General features: G+C 51.3%; 15 protein-coding genes and 1 pseudogene. 9 read left to right on the top strand and 7 right to left on the bottom strand.

The features are described 5' to 3' along the window. The first annotated feature begins 13 nt into the window (after positions 1 to 13). From ubiD to IT774_RS01640, 7 genes and pseudogenes are all read left to right on the top strand, one after another. Entirely contained in the window at positions 14 to 1,483 is a 1,470-nt protein-coding gene (ubiD, locus tag IT774_RS01670) for a 4-hydroxy-3-polyprenylbenzoate decarboxylase (RefSeq protein WP_195811070.1), read from the top strand. 39 nt (positions 1,484 to 1,522) lie between these two features. Then, positions 1,523 to 2,218 (top strand): NAD(P)H-flavin reductase, encoded by a 696-nt coding sequence (gene fre / locus IT774_RS01665; RefSeq protein WP_195811069.1) that lies wholly within the window; start codon positions 1,523 to 1,525, stop codon positions 2,216 to 2,218. A gap of 60 nt (positions 2,219 to 2,278) precedes the next feature. Further along, on the top strand, positions 2,279 to 3,637 hold the full coding sequence (locus IT774_RS01660) for a M28 family metallopeptidase (RefSeq protein WP_195811068.1): 1,359 nt from the start codon (positions 2,279 to 2,281) through the stop codon (positions 3,635 to 3,637). Positions 3,638 to 3,903: 266 nt separating this feature from the next. Next, entirely contained in the window at positions 3,904 to 4,890 is a 987-nt protein-coding gene (locus tag IT774_RS01655) for a substrate-binding periplasmic protein (protein WP_232365072.1), read from the top strand. 645 nt (positions 4,891 to 5,535) lie between these two features. Beyond that, positions 5,536 to 6,092 (top strand): annotated as a pseudogene (locus IT774_RS01650) (GbsR/MarR family transcriptional regulator). Between the two features lie 11 nt (positions 6,093 to 6,103). After that, the gene (locus IT774_RS01645; RefSeq protein WP_195811066.1) at positions 6,104 to 7,465 is read left to right on the top strand and encodes a cytochrome ubiquinol oxidase subunit I; all 1,362 of its coding nucleotides are present in this window, start codon (positions 6,104 to 6,106) and stop codon (positions 7,463 to 7,465) included. A 9-nt stretch (positions 7,466 to 7,474) separates the two neighbouring features. Continuing rightward, a complete protein-coding gene (locus IT774_RS01640) occupies positions 7,475 to 8,485 on the top strand; it encodes a cytochrome d ubiquinol oxidase subunit II (protein WP_195811065.1) in 1,011 nt (336 codons plus the stop codon). Between the two features lie 86 nt (positions 8,486 to 8,571). Here the strand turns inward: IT774_RS01640 and IT774_RS01635 are convergent, their stop codons facing one another. Beyond that, the gene (locus IT774_RS01635; protein ID WP_195811064.1) at positions 8,572 to 9,756 is read right to left on the bottom strand and encodes an acyl-CoA dehydrogenase; all 1,185 of its coding nucleotides are present in this window, start codon (positions 9,754 to 9,756) and stop codon (positions 8,572 to 8,574) included. Positions 9,757 to 9,810: 54 nt separating this feature from the next. Further along, the gene (locus tag IT774_RS01630) at positions 9,811 to 10,323 is read right to left on the bottom strand and encodes an Lrp/AsnC family transcriptional regulator (protein ID WP_408641195.1); all 513 of its coding nucleotides are present in this window, start codon (positions 10,321 to 10,323) and stop codon (positions 9,811 to 9,813) included. An 83-nt stretch (positions 10,324 to 10,406) separates the two neighbouring features. Between IT774_RS01630 and IT774_RS01625 the strand changes: the two genes are divergently transcribed. Then, positions 10,407 to 11,393, top strand: coding sequence for a PLP-dependent cysteine synthase family protein (locus IT774_RS01625; protein ID WP_195811063.1), 987 nt, complete (start codon positions 10,407 to 10,409; stop codon positions 11,391 to 11,393). 11 nt (positions 11,394 to 11,404) lie between these two features. Here the strand turns inward: IT774_RS01625 and IT774_RS01620 are convergent, their stop codons facing one another. Beyond that, positions 11,405 to 12,055: a SurA N-terminal domain-containing protein gene (locus tag IT774_RS01620; protein WP_195811062.1), complete on the bottom strand. Its 651-nt coding sequence runs from the start codon at positions 12,053 to 12,055 to the stop codon at positions 11,405 to 11,407. Between the two features lie 91 nt (positions 12,056 to 12,146). Here IT774_RS01620 and IT774_RS01615 point away from each other — a divergent pair, with 91 nt between their 5' ends. Then, positions 12,147 to 12,644: an AAA family ATPase gene (locus tag IT774_RS01615; protein WP_195811061.1), complete on the top strand. Its 498-nt coding sequence runs from the start codon at positions 12,147 to 12,149 to the stop codon at positions 12,642 to 12,644. Between the two features lie 37 nt (positions 12,645 to 12,681). Here the strand turns inward: IT774_RS01615 and cspE are convergent, their stop codons facing one another. The 4 genes from cspE to ubiE all read right to left on the bottom strand — a co-directional run bounded on the left by cspE (position 12,682) and on the right by ubiE (position 16,260). Next, positions 12,682 to 12,891, bottom strand: a complete 210-nt coding sequence (cspE, locus tag IT774_RS01610) for a transcription antiterminator/RNA stability regulator CspE (protein ID WP_108568737.1) — start codon at positions 12,889 to 12,891, stop codon at positions 12,682 to 12,684. 289 nt (positions 12,892 to 13,180) lie between these two features. Continuing rightward, the gene (ubiB, locus tag IT774_RS01605; protein WP_195812173.1) at positions 13,181 to 14,821 is read right to left on the bottom strand and encodes a ubiquinone biosynthesis regulatory protein kinase UbiB; all 1,641 of its coding nucleotides are present in this window, start codon (positions 14,819 to 14,821) and stop codon (positions 13,181 to 13,183) included. A 12-nt stretch (positions 14,822 to 14,833) separates the two neighbouring features. Continuing rightward, positions 14,834 to 15,466 (bottom strand): ubiquinone biosynthesis accessory factor UbiJ, encoded by a 633-nt coding sequence (locus IT774_RS01600; protein WP_195811060.1) that lies wholly within the window; start codon positions 15,464 to 15,466, stop codon positions 14,834 to 14,836. Continuing rightward, positions 15,466 to 16,260, bottom strand: coding sequence for a bifunctional demethylmenaquinone methyltransferase/2-methoxy-6-polyprenyl-1,4-benzoquinol methylase UbiE (gene ubiE / locus IT774_RS01595; RefSeq protein WP_195811059.1), 795 nt, complete (start codon positions 16,258 to 16,260; stop codon positions 15,466 to 15,468). The genes IT774_RS01600 and ubiE overlap by 1 nt, the downstream gene beginning before the upstream one ends. Positions 16,261 to 16,367 lie beyond the last annotated feature (107 nt).

The following is a 16,367-nucleotide window of genomic DNA, read 5'->3' as shown; positions in this document are numbered from 1 at the left end:
TCACAGGTTACCTATGAAGTATAAAGACTTACGCGATTTCATCGACAAGCTTGAGGCGCGTGGTGAATTAAAGCGTATCACCCGCGAGATTGATACGGACCTGGAAATGACGGAGATTGCGGATCGGACATTGCGGGCAAAAGGCCCGGCGTTGTTGTTCGAAAACCCTAAAGGCAGCACGATTCCGGTACTGGCTAATTTGTTCGGTACCCCTGAACGAGTGGCGCTGGGCATGGGCCAGGACAGCATGCAGGCATTGCGAGAAGTGGGCAAATTACTGGCCTATCTGAAAGAGCCTGAACCACCCAAAGGCCTCAAAGACCTGTGGCAAAAACTCCCGGTATTTCGGCAGGTGCTTAATATGCCGGTTAAAGAAGTGCGCAGGGCACCCTGTCAGGAAGTGGTTTTACAGGGCGATGAGGTCGATCTGACCACCCTGCCCATCCAGCGTTGCTGGCCAGGGGATGCGGCGCCACTGGTAACCTGGGGCCTGACCATTACCCGGGGGCCTCATAAAAAACGCCAGAACCTGGGGATTTACCGGCAACAGCTTATTGGCAAAAATAAACTGATCATGCGCTGGTTATCCCATCGTGGCGGCGCCCTGGATTTTCGCGAATGGTGTGAAACCCACCCTGGCGAACCCTACCCGGTGTCGGTGGCGCTGGGCGCGGACCCGGCCACCATATTAGGTGCGGTAACTCCGGTGCCCGATACCTTAAGCGAATATGCCTTTGCCGGTTTGCTGCGGGGCGATAAAACTGAGGTGACCCAGTCATTAAGTAATGATTTGCAGGTACCTGCCAGCGCCGAGATTGTACTGGAAGGCTATATTGCTCAGGATGAAACCGCCCCCGAAGGGCCCTATGGCGATCATACCGGTTATTACAATGAGGTGGATACCTTCCCGGTGATGACCGTGACTCATATCACCCACCGCAAAAATCCCATTTATCATTCCACCTATACCGGTCGGCCGCCTGATGAACCCGCGATTTTAGGGGTAGCTTTAAATGAGGTTTTTGTGCCTATTCTGCAAAAGCAGTTTCCCGAAATTGTTGATTTTTATCTGCCCCCGGAAGGCTGCTCGTACCGGATGGCCGTAGTCACCATGAAGAAGCAGTATCCGGGGCACGCTAAACGCGTGATGATGGGCGTGTGGTCATTTTTGCGCCAGTTTATGTATACCAAATTTGTCATTGTGTGTGACGATGATGTCGATGCACGTGACTGGAATGATGTTATCTGGGCCATCACCACAAGGATGGATCCGGCGCGCGACACCGTCCTGGTAAAAAACACCCCGATAGATTATCTGGATTTTGCTTCGCCCGTGTCGGGGCTAGGATCAAAAATGGGGATGGATGCCACCAACAAAATGCCCGGTGAAACCGATCGGGAATGGGGCACGCCCATTGTGATGGATGAAGCCGTGAAACAGCGTGTGGATGACATCTGGGATGAGCTTGGTATCATGGACTAGCGCTCCGTTTTTAGCGATTTAATGTAAAGAAGAGAATCAATGTCACAAATTCAATGTCAGGTCGACTCCATCACGCCGCTGGCCGGTGCTGTATACCAGGTTATTCTTACCCCGGCGCAGCCTGTGTCCTTTTATGCCGGTCAGTATATTCTGGTGCATATGGGTGAAAATGATAAGCGACCTTTTTCCATCGCCAATGCCGCGTTTGATAACCATAAAATTGAGCTGCATATCGGCGCAGATGAAAATAACGCTTATGCCACTGAAGTGCTGGAGCGGATGCGCCATGACGGCAGTATCGCGATAAGCGGTGGCCACGGCGAGGCGTACCTGCAATCCAATGGCCAGCCTATTATTCTAATTGCCGGCGGTACCGGGTTCTCCTACACCTGGTCTATTTTACAGCAGGCGTTAAAAGATCATCCGCATACCCCGGTAAGCTTGTACTGGGGTGGCAAAAACACAAATGATTTATATTTGTACGATGAGCTTAGCAAACTAGCCGATGAGCACGACCAGTTTAACTTCATCCCTGTGGTAGAATTTGCCGAAGATGACTGGTCTGGCAGAACCGGCTGGGTGCACCACGCCGTCGTTGCCGACTACCCTTCGCTTAGCGATGTGCAGGTGTATATTGCCGGCCGGTTTGAAATGGCGAAAGCAGCCAGAGACGATTTTAGCGCCCGGGCGCTTCCCCAGACTCAGTTGTTTGGTGATGCCTACGCGTTTATTTAGGTCACGCCAGTACAAAATAATCATTAAGGCGTGACAACCACAAGCTGAGAAGGAGCTTTTATGTTTGCACGCCTTGCTGTTTTAACAGCCCTTGCCACCGCTTCTGCAGGAAGCCTTGCCGCCCCCGACACCAACGAATTACATGCCATCCCCAAAGCCGTGTCTGCTGATCGAATTGAGCAGGACATTCGGAAACTAGTGAGCTTTGGAACCCGCCATACCTTATCTGAAACCGAATCGGATACCCGTGGTATTGGCGCCGCCCGGCGCTGGATAAAACAAGAATTTGAAGCTATTTCGGCGCAGTGTGGCGGGTGTCTGGAAGTGATGTTTGTCGGCGATACTGTGAGTGGTGAAAAGCGTATTCCCGAGCCAACGGATGTCATCAGCGTGGTGGCCATTCAGCGTGGCTCCACCGATCCCAACCGTTATGTGCTGATGTCCGGAGATATCGACTCCCGGGTCTCGGATGTGATGGACGCCACCTCCGACGCTCCCGGGGCGAATGACAATGCCTCTGGGGTCGCCGGCACCCTGGAAGCCGCCCGGGTATTATCTCAGTATCAGTTTAATGGCAGCATTGTGTACGCCGCGCTGGCCGGTGAAGAACAGGGGTTATTTGGTGGCAAGATTCTGGCTGCCAAAGCCAAAGACGAAGGCTGGCGTTTAAAAGCGGTGCTGAACAATGACATGATTGGCAATATCGAGGGGGTGAACGGGGTCATCAACAACACCACGGCCCGTTTGTTTGCCGAAGGCACGCGGGTCACCGAAACCGCGGACGAAGCCCGCACCCGCCGTTTTACCGGGGGTGAAGTTGACTCGCCCTCCCGGAATTTAGCGCGTTATATTGATAAACTTGCCGACGAGTATATTCCTAATCTGGATACCATGGTGATATACCGGCTTGATCGCTTTGGTCGGGGCGGCCATCACCGCCCGTTAAATGACTTAGGCTATCCTGGGATCCGCATTATGGAAACCAACGAAAATTATGTCCGCCAGCATCAGGACTTACGTACCGAAGATGGGGTCGAATATGGCGATACCATCGAGGGCGTGGACTTTGATTATGCAGCGAAACTGACGTCACTCAATGCGGTGAGTCTGGCAGCGATGGCCTGGGCGCCGGCGCCACCGGCTGATGTCACTATAAAAGGTGCCGTTTCACCGGATACCACCTTAAGCTGGGCGCAGGCCGATAAACAGCAAAATCCGAACCTGGCAGGGTATAAAATTTACTGGCGTTATACCGATGCCCCGCAATGGCAATACAGCAAATTTGTAGGTAATGTGACTAGCGCCACATTGGAAAATGTGGTTATTGATAACTACTTTTTCGGAGTAGCCAGTGTTAGTAAAGAGGGCTTTGAAAGCCCGGTGGTCTTTCCTGGCGCTGCCGGTAGCTTTGGTGAGTAACCCTCTCATGTAATATGCTTTTTTATTACCGTGACCGCCTGCCCATAGCGGCAAGCGGTCACGGGTGAGATTTACTGCCCCCCATGCATGCTCCGTCTTTCGCCCCCCTTTAGCTGTTCGCTTCCTGGGCCCGATGTCCCGCTATTATTATACCGCCGTGCCATGAACCGGTCTGTTGCAGACCTTTGCTATTTGCCCTTAAAAGCCGCTACACTGAACAATAGAATAAAAATACACCTGTCCATTTGTTTATCAAGGAATTGCCTTTGCGCGTTTTATCTTTTGTTGCGGTTATTTTATTAGTGCTGAGTCCAGCGCCAACCCTGGCGGAGTCCAGGCTGGGCGCCAGCCAGTTGCCTACGTATGTGGATGACGAAGGTGAACCGGCACGGCTGAACAATCTGGTACTCGAGGCCTTTAAGCGTATGGGTGAACCGTTAACTCTGGAAATGATGCGTCCGGCCTTTTTAGGCAGTGCCATTTTAAGCGGCAAGCTTGATGGTGATTATGCATCTATTGACCTGAACACCCAAAAAAGCAATATGCGTTATTCCAAACCGTACTTGCCGCTGTATTTGTATGCAGTGAGCAAAAATGATTCGGTTAAAGAGGTGGCTTTAATACCGCATTTGCAAGACCGCCGGGTGGCCATTGATAACCGTTTTGCCAATACCGACACCATTCGTTTGATCAAAGATGTGAAATGGGGTCGTAACCCTTCCACCTATGATGCGTTCAAGCAACTTGCCGACAACCGGGCCTATTATCTGGTCACCAGCCGTCTGCTGATAGATGAGTTTAACCGGCTGCTGCGTAACGAAAACGAAGAGATGGTGTATCTGTCGGCTCGCCCCCTGGTCACCGCGGGGTTTCGGCTGGCGCTGCGCGAGGATGTTGATAACGTCGACAGTCGTTTGCAGCAATTTAATCAAACCATCGAAATCATGCAGCAGGATGGCAGCTACAACCGTTTGCTGGGCATGACCTGGCTGACCAAAGATATTAATGGCGATGGCAGCGCCGACTACATCAGCAGTGCTCAGGTAATGCATCAGGCGCTGGCGCCCAGGGTATTGGAGCATGCTCTGGCGCTGGATACGACCAGTGCCGACAACAGCTCGGTATATGTGATTGATGGTACCACCTACACCACGATTGAAGCCGCATTTGAGGCATTACAAAGTGCCACCGTGGGCGCACGGCCAAGCTTGCTGGATACCGATATCTACGAGCGTATTTTACAGCGCTGGTGATCTCGCCCCGGGGTAACGAATAAGCAAAGAGCCTGGTGGCGTAGTAACATGATCGCGTTACGCCGCTGCGCTGAGCAGTTCGGACGACCCTGTCCTCTTTGCGGCCTGATCATCGGTGATGATTATTATTTATATGCCTGCGTCTGGCAATATGACTGGTCACAGTACGATTGCTTCGCAATACTAAACTTAACCGGTACCTGCCGATACGCTTATTCTGCAGCGCGGACGTAGCGCAACGCCCTGTAGTTACAGATAGCCACCATTGCTTATTCGTAGGGGGCATCCACATACTCTTCCTTAGACTCACACTCTTTCAGGCGCATACTCTCTCAGGCTCTCTCTCAGGTTCAATCTCCAACTAAATGCGGTGGTCATCAGGCTCCAATCCCACGCCCGCGATGAGGCCATTGAAACACAACTTATCATTTCATGCTCGCAGAGCTGACCGAGAGGCCTTTAGGGTAGCTGCAGGGCATCTGGCTGTGTGCGGTTTTATCTCTAGGTTCTTCAGGCTCTGGCATAACCCTCTCCCGACTCTGCCTTACTAGCTTTTAATGTTTCCAAGCTCATCCAGACTTGCTGTAAAACCAAAAACATTATAAACTTTCAGTAATTTCTGAAACTTTAAAAGAAGCTAGCATTATGGAAATGTCACCAACAGTAAAGTCCTCGGTTATGCATTTTGGCGAAATGGGCAGTCGCTGGGGTTCAACCGCACCGTTGGCCAGATACTGGCTTTGATTGTACTAACTGAAACGCCTTTGGCAGCCCAGCAAATTGCGGATGCGCTGAATATTTCCCGGGGCAATACCAGTATGGCCCTCAAGGAACTGCAATCCTGGCGGCTGGTGAAACAGCACCATGTGGCGGGCGAACGTAAAGAGTACTTTATCCCGGCGGGCTCAATCTGGGTGCTGGCCAACCGGGTGTTTGAAGAACGGCGTAAACGTGAAATTGATCCTACTTTGTCGTTGTTACGTGACTTAATGATGGAAGCCCCTGTCGACAAAGAAGAACAAGCTGTACAAAACCGCCTTAACGAGATCCATGACTTGCTGGAGTCGGTCACAGCATGGTCTCAGGAGCTACAAAATTTAGGACCGGAAAAACTACACACCCTGATGCGACTGGGCTCTGGGGTGGGCCGTATGCTTGATTTTAAAGATAAACTGCTTATGGGCAAATCGCCTGCGCAGTAACGGAGGTTGTTGTGGACGCACTGATTCTTTCCCGGCTTCAGTTTGCACTGAACATTAGTTTTCACATTCTGTTCCCAACCATCACCATCGCGTTGGGATGGTTTTTATTTTACTTCAAAATTCGCGCAGATATTTCCGGTCATCCGGTGTGGATGCGTATTTACCGGTTCTGGGTTCGGGTGTTCGCGTTAACCTTTGCCTTAGGGGTGGTCAGCGGGGTCACCATGTCATTCCAGTTTGGCACCAACTGGCCAGGGTATATGGAAAAAGCCGGAAATATTGCCGGACCATTGCTGGGTTACGAAGTGCTTACGGCCTTTTTCCTGGAGGCGACCTTTTTAGGCATTATGCTGTTTGGGATCCGCCGCGTGCCGGGATGGCTGCATACGCTCTCAACCCTGGTGGTCGCGATAGGCACCACGATTTCGGCCTTTTGGATTATTTCGCTTAATAGCTGGATGCACACGCCTCAGGGCCATGAAATGATCGATGGCGTACTGTATGCCAAAGACTGGTCTGCGATTATTTTTAATCCGTCGTTTCCGTATCGGCTGGCGCACATGCTACTGGCATCGGGCCTGACGGCGAGCTTTTTGATTGCCGGACTGTCTGCCTACCGGATTTTCAAAGGTGATAACAAAATTGCCCCCAAAATTGCGCTTAAAACGGCCACCTATACTGCAGCAGTTCTGATCCCGATTCAGATTTTTGCCGGTGACCTGCATGGGCTCAATACCCTTGAGTATCAGCCGCAAAAAGTAGCGGCAATGGAAGGGGTCTGGGAAACCGATACCCAGGTGCCCTTGCTGCTTTTCGCAATACCCGATGAAGCAGCACGTACCAATCATTTTGAAATTGGCATTCCACGGCTGGCGAGCCTGATTCTGACCCATTCTGCCGAGGGCGAAATCCAGGGGCTGAATGAGTTTAAAGGGGAACACCCGCCAGTGAAACCGGTGTTTTATGCCTTTCGGGTGATGGTGGGGATGGGTGTGTTGATGCTGCTGTGCGCCTGGCTGGGAAGCTACTATCTGTATCGGCGTAATCACCTACCAGGCTGGTTGACCCGGATTTTTATGGGTATGAGCTTTAGTGGCTGGGTGGCCACCCTGGCGGGCTGGTATGTCACCGAAGTTGGCCGGCAGCCCTATCTCATCAGTGACGTGATGAAAACCAGCGAAGCGGTTACCACGTTACCCGCCGGCAATGTCTGGTTCTCATTTTTAATGTATGCCGTGGTCTATGCTGTGTTACTGGTGGCTTATATGGGCACCTTAACCCTGATGTGCCGCCGCTCGATTGAAATTGAAGAAATTTCCAGTGAAGAACGGGAAAAAGCGCGTGCTGCCAGCTTTTCTCCCATTGGTGCCTAGGAGGTCAGTATGCCATTTGAAAGCTTAACCTTAACCACACTGGCCGATATTTATATTGGGCTGCTGGCCCTGGCCGTGTTTTTATATGCGGTTTTAGACGGCTACGATTTAGGGGTCGGGGTGCTGATTCCGCCCCGTAACGAAGCGTTTCGCGATGATATGATTGCTTCTATCGGCCCCTACTGGGATGCCAATGAAACCTGGCTGGTGCTGGCGGTGGGTCTGCTGTTGTTTGCCTTTCCGCAAGCCCACAGTCAGATTCTGCAAACCTTATATCTGCCTGCCACCCTGATGTTGCTGGGCTTGATTTTACGTGGGGTGTCGTTTGACTTTCGCGCCAAGGTGGTACAGTCGAAAAAGCGTAAGTGGGATCTGTCATTTAAATATGGCTCGTTACTGACCACGCTGGCTCAGGGCTATATGTTGGGGATCTGGGTAACCGGTCTGCGCACCGACTGGATGGCCCAGGGGTTTGCGCTGCTGGCCGCCTTCGGGGTCTCCGCGGCCTATGCTTTTATCGGGTCGTGCTGGCTTATTCTGAAAACAGAAGGCGAACTGCAGCAAAAAGCCTTTTACTGGGCCAAACGCGGGCTGATCGTATTGGGTCTCGGTATTGCGGTTGTGAGTGTGTTAAACCTGACCCTGCATGAAAGTGTTCGCCAGCTGTGGCTGGCTGCACCCTGGGGCTATGCGCTGATGGCCATTCCGATCACCTGTTTTGGTCTGCTGTGTCTTTGCGCGGTAGTCCTGAAGCGGCTGCCAAAGGCGAACGGCCATGGCGAATGGCTGCCCTTTGCCATCGCCCTGCTGGTGTTCGCGCTGTGTTTCGCGGCCTTTGCGATAAGCTATTATCCATATGTGGTCCCCGGGCGGCTAACCATTATCGATGCCATAGCTGATGCCAGTTCATTGCGCTTTTTACTGGTGGGTGCGTCAATCGTGGTGCCGTGTATTCTGGCTTACACCTTTATGGTGTATCGGATTTTCTCCGGAAAAGCCGAGAAACTTAGCTATTACTAAGACCAATCAGAGCCAGCGATAGGCGATGCAGGTATGTGTCGCTTCGCCCTTAGCTGGCTCTGTGTTAAAGCTGGCTGTGTAAAAAATCAGAAAAATGCCTGCAAACCGGTCTGGGCGCGGCCCAGAATCAGACCATGCACATCGTAGGTACCTTCATAGGTATTAACGGTTTCCAGGTTCAGCATATGCCGCATCACATGGTATTCATCACTGATGCCGTTACCGCCGTGCATGTCTCTGGCCTGACGGGCAATATCTAACGCCTTTGCACAATTATTGCGCTTGATAAGGGAGATCATAGCCGGCTCAAACTGGTTACTGTCAATCAGACGCCCCACCCGCAATGCGCCCTGCAATCCTAATGCTATCTCGGTTTGCATATTGGCCAGTTTGGTTTGATACAACTGGGTTTGTGCCAGCGGCCGGTTAAATTGTTTGCGCTCCAACCCATACTGCCGGGCTGCATGCCAGCAGAATTCCGCCGCTCCCATACTGCCCCAGGCAATCCCATAGCGGGCCCGATTCAGACAACTAAACGGCCCTTTTAAACCGCTTACATCAGGTAGCATATCTTCATCGCTTACAAACACCCCATCCATTATCAGTTGCCCGGTTATGGATGCTTTTAAAGAAAGCTTATGTTTGATCTCCGGGGTGGTTAAGCCCTTGCTGTCTGACTTTACAATGAAACCGCGAATGGCATCGTCTTCGTCACTGACTTTTGCCCACACAATGGCGACATCGGCAATGGGCGCATTGGTAATCCAGGTTTTGGTGCCGGTAAGCAGGTAGCCACCGTCAGTTTTTGTCGCCCGGGTACGCATCGCCGCCGGATCTGACCCGGCATCCGGTTCGGTCAGGCCAAAGCAACCGATCCATTCCCCACTGGCTAATTTGGGTAAATATTGCTGCTTCTGGGCCTCACTACCAAACGCATGTATCGGGTGCATCACCAGCGAGGATTGCACGCTCATGGCACTTCGATAGCCACTGTCGACCCGCTCTACTTCCCGGGCAATCAGGCCGTAGGTGACATAGTTAACCCCGGCGCAGCCGTAGCCCTCAATAGTAGCTCCCAATAAGCCCAATTCACCGAATTCAAGCATAATAGCCGGATCAAAACAGGCATCACGGTTGGCCGTAAGAATACGCGGCTGTAACTGGCTCTGGCAAAAATCCCGGGCGGTGCTGGTGACCATTCGCTCTTCATCACCAAGCTGGGCATCCAGCATCAGAATGTCATCCCAGCAGGATGCGGGTTGATTACGCATAAGACCTCCTTAATATCAGTGCTGAGGGTGGGCGGTATCGGGTATATCGGTTAGTCACAAGTGATGTAATGGCATGGCGGTAGAATACTTAATTTGTTCCATGGCAAAGCTGGAGGTCACATCATTTAAATCGATGCCGTTAACCAGCCGTTTATAAAAATGATCGAAGCTGGCCATATCCGTTACCAGCACCTTCAATAGGTAATCGTATTCACCACTCATACGGTAAAACTCCACGACCTCATCAAAGCTTTCCACATGGCGGGCAAACTGCTGCAACCACTGGCCATCGTGTCGGGCTGCTTTTACCTGCACAAACACCGTGGTCGTTAAGCCCAGCCGGGTAGCATCCAGCAACGCGACTTTTTTGGTCACCAGGCCATTTTGCTGAAGCCGCTGTATGCGCCGCCAGCAGGGCGTAGTGGTCAGACCGACCTGCTGAGCAATGTCAGTAGCCGACCAATCCGCATTGGTTTGCAGCAAACTCAAAATCGCGCGATCGATCTTATCAATAGCAATTTCTTTCATAAAATACGGCTTACCAGCAATTTCATTGCTTATTAGCATAAATTGCACCGCGGATATAAGCAAATTTTGCCGTTTATTCATGCCAGACTACCTATACTTCATCACCAAGCCGGAATACCGATATGAACGCCTGTCCCGAGTCACTACGCCAGCCCCGGATTTTTGACGATATTACCCAGACTATCGGGCATACGCCTCTCATCCGTCTGAATCGACTTGCTCGCCAGCATAACTGGGTAACCACGCCGATGGCCAAGGTGGAATATTTTAACCCTGCCGGGTCGATAAAAGATCGCCCTGCCCTGGCGATGCTGCAACAAATCATGAGCACGCCTGAATTTGGTCCCCACACCCAGATCATTGAAGCCTCTTCGGGAAATAACGGGGTCGCCTGTGCATGGCTGGGGGCGCTTTTTAATATCAGGGTAACGATTGTTATTCCGGAGCATATGTCGGTAGAACGACAGCGCCTGATTCGACATTATGGCGCCGCGGTCATCACCACCCCCAGACAGTACGGCACCAAAGGTGCCATCGATAAAGCCCGCGAACTGGTAGCTGCCACTCCCGGGGCGGTCGCGCTGGACCAGTTTGCCAATCCGGCCAACGTACAGGCCCATGCCCATACCACGGCCCAGGAGCTTTTGCATGATACCGGCGGCCGCATTGATGTGCTGGTGGCCGGGATAGGCACCGGGGGCACCCTGACCGGGGTTGCCCACACATTGAAACAGCATTGTTCTGGTTTAAAAGTTATTGCGGTAGAACCCGCGCGGTGTCCGGTATTAAGTGAAAAGCGTAGTGGCGTACACAATATTCAGGGCTTAAGCTCCGGGCACATACCAGACATCCTCGATACCCAGTGTATTGATGAAATCATTACGGTAGAGGACGAGGACGCTATATTATTTGCCCGTCAACTGGCGACCTGCGAAGGAATGGCAGTGGGAATTTCATCCGGCGCAGCCATGCACGCCACAGCCCGGTTATGTAGTATGCCTGAATATCGCCATCAGCACATCGTTACTATCTTTGCGGATGGCGCCGAGCGCTACTTCTCTACTGAGTTATTTGCCGATTTTCCGACAGATAATCATCCGGCAGAGTAGCCGCAGTAAAATCAGGGCATAATATCGGTGGTCAGCCACCAGGGCTTAGCAAAAGAAACCTGCGACGGCGGAATTTCAAAATCATAGTTTTTTTCGAAGGTTTGCCAGAAGCCTGCTTTCAGCCCCGCATCGTGAATAGTCAGCTGGCCCTGTTGTTGGTAGCGGCGAAATTCTATTTGGTAGGCCTCTACCGGAAACAAGGGTTTGCGGGGGGTAAATACCACCACCCCGCCGTGCTGCTGATACAAGGCTTTGTCTATCAGCCAGGTGTTTACCTGTTCCCGGGCCATTTTTTTAATATCCGCGGTTCGGGGTTTGCGGGTGTCACTCGCGGCAAAGCGTTTAACGAACTGGCTCACCAGCTGCGGGTTGGTGGTGATGTGTTGTGCTTTGGCATAATCCTTTAACACGGTATCCACAATTTTTTGCGTAAGCTGATGTTGCCGGTAACTGGCCAGGGCCATTTCTTTGGTGACGCTGTTACCACGGGCCATCTCGGCAAGGGTCTTTTTATCAGGGCTGATGTGGGCCAGCGTAATTTGTTCATCCAGTACCGTAGCGACAACCTGGGCCGGCGCCTGATTGGCATAAACCACCGCCGGCTGAATCCATAATCCCAGCCACATGGTCATAATGATCAGTTTGAGCTGCTGCATGCGCATTGGTGTGTTCTCCTTGGCCGGGGCTGCTGGCCTTACTGTTCAAGCCGGTGCATACTGTTATCATAACCCGAAGCCGACTAAAAAAGCATCTATGCATCCATTATATCTGGTGACTGGCCAACCGGCCGTAGGTAAAACCACTTATGCGCAAAAGCTGGCCCAATCAAAGCATGCCTGTTTGATTGATATTGATACGATAAGCGAGCCGATAGTACAGGCCGGGCTGAGTCTGGCAGGAATGCCGGTGGATGATCGTGATAGCCAGACCTACAAACAGGCATTTCGGGAGCCGGTATATGATGCAATGTGGCAAACCGCCAGGCAGAATCTTCCCCAGGTACCGGTAGTGATGTGCGGGCCTTTTACCCGAGAGCTCAGGCAGCCAGACTGGCAGCAACAAATACAGCAGAACATGCAATGTCCGGTAACCATTTACTGGTTATATGCCAGTATTGCCACTATAAAAATGCGGATGCAAAAAAGAGGAAATAAAAGAGATTGGGATAAGCTGGCGGGATGGGAAGCGTACCAGACTTATTTTAAAGCAATGCCACAGTGCCGACACATTGCGGTAAACTGTGACACATAAAAAACAGCAGCCAGACGGCTGCTGTTTTTAGGAATACTTAGATAGCATTCACGTTGGCAGCTTGCAGACCTTTCTGACCTTGCTCAACTTCAAACTCAACGCGTTGACCTTCGTTAAGAGTCTTGTAGCCTTCTGAAACGATAGCACGGAAATGAACGAAAACGTCCTTATCACCGCTATCCTGAGTTAGAAAACCATAACCTTTATCAGCGTTAAACCACTTAACGGTACCTGTAACTTTTGACATGTCGACCTCAAAATATCTCTATAAACATCGCTTTCGCGTATAACAAACTGTCTTTAAACCTAACGAGTTTATTTGGGTCTTACTTTAGAATGAACAAACCACTAACAGCAAATCACAGGTGTAACTTGAGTATTTATACATCAACGCAGAAACAAATATAATCACGTCTTGTTAAAGACTTTGGCTAAAACAGCCAATAACACTATAACAGGTATTTTCAGAATTGATAGATAAATAGCGTCTAAAAAGTCAAAATTTGCACAAGTTTAATCTCTTACCCATATACCTGTTATTGTAGTTCCCGATGGCCTTTGCGCCATGACTGCAGCCAGCACCCTACCCCGGTACCGGCACTCAGAGCCACAAAGGCCCAATGCAGATCGTAAACCGGTAAAATTGCTGCCACAATAATAAAGGTCGCCCCCACAATGCCATAGTGCGCCGCCCGGGTGGCATGGATCTGCATCTGAATAAGATGCTGGTGCTCACGTTGTTGCTGCACCGGTAATGCCTTTAGTTGCACCAGACTGTCGTGCAACAGATCGGGCATATCCGGCATTTTTTCTGACCAGTACGGTAAATTGGCTTTGACCTTTTTAAGCATCGCCTTAACGCCAATCTGCTCCTGCATCCAGTTTTCTAAAAACGGCTTCGCGGTTTTCCATAAGTCCAGTTGCGGGTAAAGCTGGCGTCCCAGCCCCTCAATATAAAGCAGGGTTTTTTGCAGCAACACCAACTGTGGCTGCACCACCATATTAAAGCGCCGGGCCGTGTTAAACAGTTGCAGCAACACATTGCCAAAAGATATTTCAGCCAGGGGCTTTTGAAAAATTGGTTCGCACACCGTGCGGATCGCCATTTCAAATTCGTCAATATTGGTGTCGGGCGGCACCCAGCCTGAGTCGGCATGCAGCTGCGCCACCTTACGATAGTCGCGATTAAAAAATGCCACAAAGTTTTCAGCCAGATAGCGCTTATCTTCTTTGTTCAGGGTGCCGACAATCCCAAAATCGATGGCGATATATTTGGGTTCGCTGGGCGTTTCCGTCGATACAAAAATATTGCCCGGATGCATATCGGCATGAAAAAAGCTGTCCCGGAATACCTGTGTAAAAAATACTTCGACCCCGCGTTCAGCCAGCATTTTCATATTGGTATTTTGCGCCAGCAAGGCATCGACATTGGACACGGGGATGCCGTAGATACGCTCCATCACCAACACATTGTGCCGGCACAGTTCGCTGTAAATCTTTGGAATATACAGCGCATCGGAGTCTTCAAAGTTTCGGCGCAGCTGGATACCATTGGCGGACTCGCGCATCAGATCAAGCTCATCCACCAGGGTTTTCTGATACTCAGTGACCACTTCCACCGGGCGCAGACGTTTGCCGTCCGGCAGCCATTTCTGCAGGACCTGAGCTAAGGTAAACAGCAGATCCATATCCGCTTCTATGGTTTTGCGAATATCCGGGCGCAGTACTTTCACCACCACATCGGTACCGCTGCTGCGAAGTTTGGCGGCATGCACCTGGGCAATAGACGCAGACGCTAAAGGGTCCACCTGAAACTCACTGAACAGCTCGTTGAGGTTACTCAGCCCCAGCGCCTGACGAATGATGACCTGCGCCTGTTCTGAGGGAAAGGGCGCCACCTTGTCCTGCAATCGCGCCAGCTCATTGGCAATGGCCGGATGCAGCAAGTCACGACGGGTTGAGAGCATTTGCCCAAACTTGATAAACACCGGGCCCAGCGACTGGAGCGCCAGCGTAATACGCTCGCCGGCCGTTTCGTGCTTATACTGATTCCTTATCCAAAACACACATTTACGCATGACTCTGGCGTACCAGGGCATCCAGCGATCAGGGATAAGTTCATCTAAACCGTGCTGCAGTAGCACTTTGTTGATTTGGTACAACCGGAAAATTCGCATAACCAAATAAAATCAATGCTCGTTGTCTAGGGCGTTGAGGCGGGCCTCAAAACGCTGAATATCATCGCGTAGCATGCTGACTTCATCACTAAAGTGCAGCATCGCTAACTTGCCTACCCCGATGGGCTTTTCTTCGGTCAGGGTATTGCTTAACCCGGCACGTGTTCGCGCCATAGCCTGTAACAAACGCTGCTTCAATTTACCGGCGGCGCTAAACGTCTGATGCGCGGCGATATCGCCGGTGTAGGCAGACAACCACTCTTCGGGATCAATATCCAGCTGACCGAATAAGGCAGCCACCTTTTGGGCAATACTCAGCTCGCCATCCAGATCCAATGCCTGTTGACGAATAAGCTGGGTCAGCTGGCTGGTTTGTGTCAGCTTTGGCAGCACCGGTAACGAGGTACGGATACAACAGGTTTGAGAGTCTATATCGGCCACCACCTCGGCGTGGGAACGTGGCTCGGTATGAATGTCCACCCGCTGTGAAAAAATCAACGTAAGGCCGGCCGGAAGCTCTTCCAGGAACAAGACCAGTCGCTGTCCTTCCAACGCCGCCAGCCGCCCGGCGCTGTCTTCATCCAGAGCCAGAATCTGATTCACAGCGGTTTCGGCGGTGGCGGTAAACAAGGCGCTGACTGGCATTAAAACTTATACCCTCGATGCAGCGCCACGATACCACCGGTCAGGTTGCTGTAGTCGCATTGCTCAAATCCGGCCTGTTCAAACATGCCTTTGAGGGTCTCCTGATCCGGGTGCATACGAATACTTTCGGCCAGGTAACGATAGCTTTCTTCATCGTTGGCCACCACCTGCCCCATACGGGGCAAGATATGAAATGAATACACATCATAGAGCTTAGAAAGATGCTCGGAGGCTGGTTTTGAAAACTCCAGTACCAACAGCCGCCCACCAGGCTTTAACACCCGGTAAATGGAGTTCAGGGCATTTTGTTTTTCGGTGACATTGCGCAAACCAAACGCCATGGTGACCACATCAAAGGTGTTGTCAGGAAAGGGCAGGCTTTCGGCATCGGCCTGAACATAATCAATGTTGCTGACCAGTCCTTTGTCACGCAGCTTATCGCGGCCCACTTTAAGCATCGACAGGTTGATGTCGGCCAGGGTCACTGAGCCAGTGGGGCCCACCATGCGAGAGAATTTTGCCGTCAGATCACCGGTTCCACCCGCAATATCCAGCACCTTGTGCCCGGCTCTGACTCCTGAACAATCAATGGTATAGCGTTTCCATAAGCGGTGTACGCCCAGTGACATAAGATCATTCATCACATCGTATTTGGCAGCAACCGAATCAAACACATTGGCCACCATGGAGGCTTTTTGTGATTTTTCAACCTGTTTGAAACCAAAGTGGGTTTGTTGACCGGATGGATTTTCAGACGCCGGGGCAGTCCCTGATGTCGTATCTGAGTCGCTCATACCATTCCTGTTGACGTATTCAATAATGGTTCGAAGTGTACCCAATAAAGGCCGTGAGCAACAGCCATTTACGGTTAAATTCGTGCTAACTGACCTGATTGTAAGGT

Source organism: Salinimonas marina (genome assembly GCF_015644725.1).
Lineage (GTDB): Bacteria > Pseudomonadota > Gammaproteobacteria > Enterobacterales > Alteromonadaceae > Alteromonas.
Note: the sequence above shows the minus strand (reverse complement) of the source record. Positions and strands in the feature narration are given on the sequence as shown.

What these genes read in the sequence shown, in the direction of transcription:
- ubiD (WP_195811070.1), top strand. Translation starts at nt 14, where the DNA reads ATGAAGTATAAAGACTTACGCGATTTCATCGACAAGCTTGAGGCGCGT.
- fre (WP_195811069.1), top strand. Translation starts at nt 1,523, where the DNA reads ATGTCACAAATTCAATGTCAGGTCGACTCCATCACGCCGCTGGCCGGT.
- IT774_RS01660 (WP_195811068.1), top strand. Translation starts at nt 2,279, where the DNA reads ATGTTTGCACGCCTTGCTGTTTTAACAGCCCTTGCCACCGCTTCTGCA.
- IT774_RS01640 (WP_195811065.1), top strand. Translation starts at nt 7,475, where the DNA reads ATGCCATTTGAAAGCTTAACCTTAACCACACTGGCCGATATTTATATT.
- IT774_RS01635 (WP_195811064.1), bottom strand. Translation starts at nt 9,756, where the DNA reads ATGCGTAATCAACCCGCATCCTGCTGGGATGACATTCTGATGCTGGAT.
- IT774_RS01630 (WP_408641195.1), bottom strand. Translation starts at nt 10,323, where the DNA reads ATGCTAATAAGCAATGAAATTGCTGGTAAGCCGTATTTTATGAAAGAA.
- IT774_RS01625 (WP_195811063.1), top strand. Translation starts at nt 10,407, where the DNA reads ATGAACGCCTGTCCCGAGTCACTACGCCAGCCCCGGATTTTTGACGAT.
- IT774_RS01620 (WP_195811062.1), bottom strand. Translation starts at nt 12,055, where the DNA reads ATGCGCATGCAGCAGCTCAAACTGATCATTATGACCATGTGGCTGGGA.
- IT774_RS01615 (WP_195811061.1), top strand. Translation starts at nt 12,147, where the DNA reads ATGCATCCATTATATCTGGTGACTGGCCAACCGGCCGTAGGTAAAACC.
- cspE (WP_108568737.1), bottom strand. Translation starts at nt 12,891, where the DNA reads ATGTCAAAAGTTACAGGTACCGTTAAGTGGTTTAACGCTGATAAAGGT.
- ubiB (WP_195812173.1), bottom strand. Translation starts at nt 14,821, where the DNA reads ATGCGAATTTTCCGGTTGTACCAAATCAACAAAGTGCTACTGCAGCAC.
- IT774_RS01600 (WP_195811060.1), bottom strand. Translation starts at nt 15,466, where the DNA reads ATGCCAGTCAGCGCCTTGTTTACCGCCACCGCCGAAACCGCTGTGAAT.
- ubiE (WP_195811059.1), bottom strand. Translation starts at nt 16,260, where the DNA reads ATGAGCGACTCAGATACGACATCAGGGACTGCCCCGGCGTCTGAAAAT.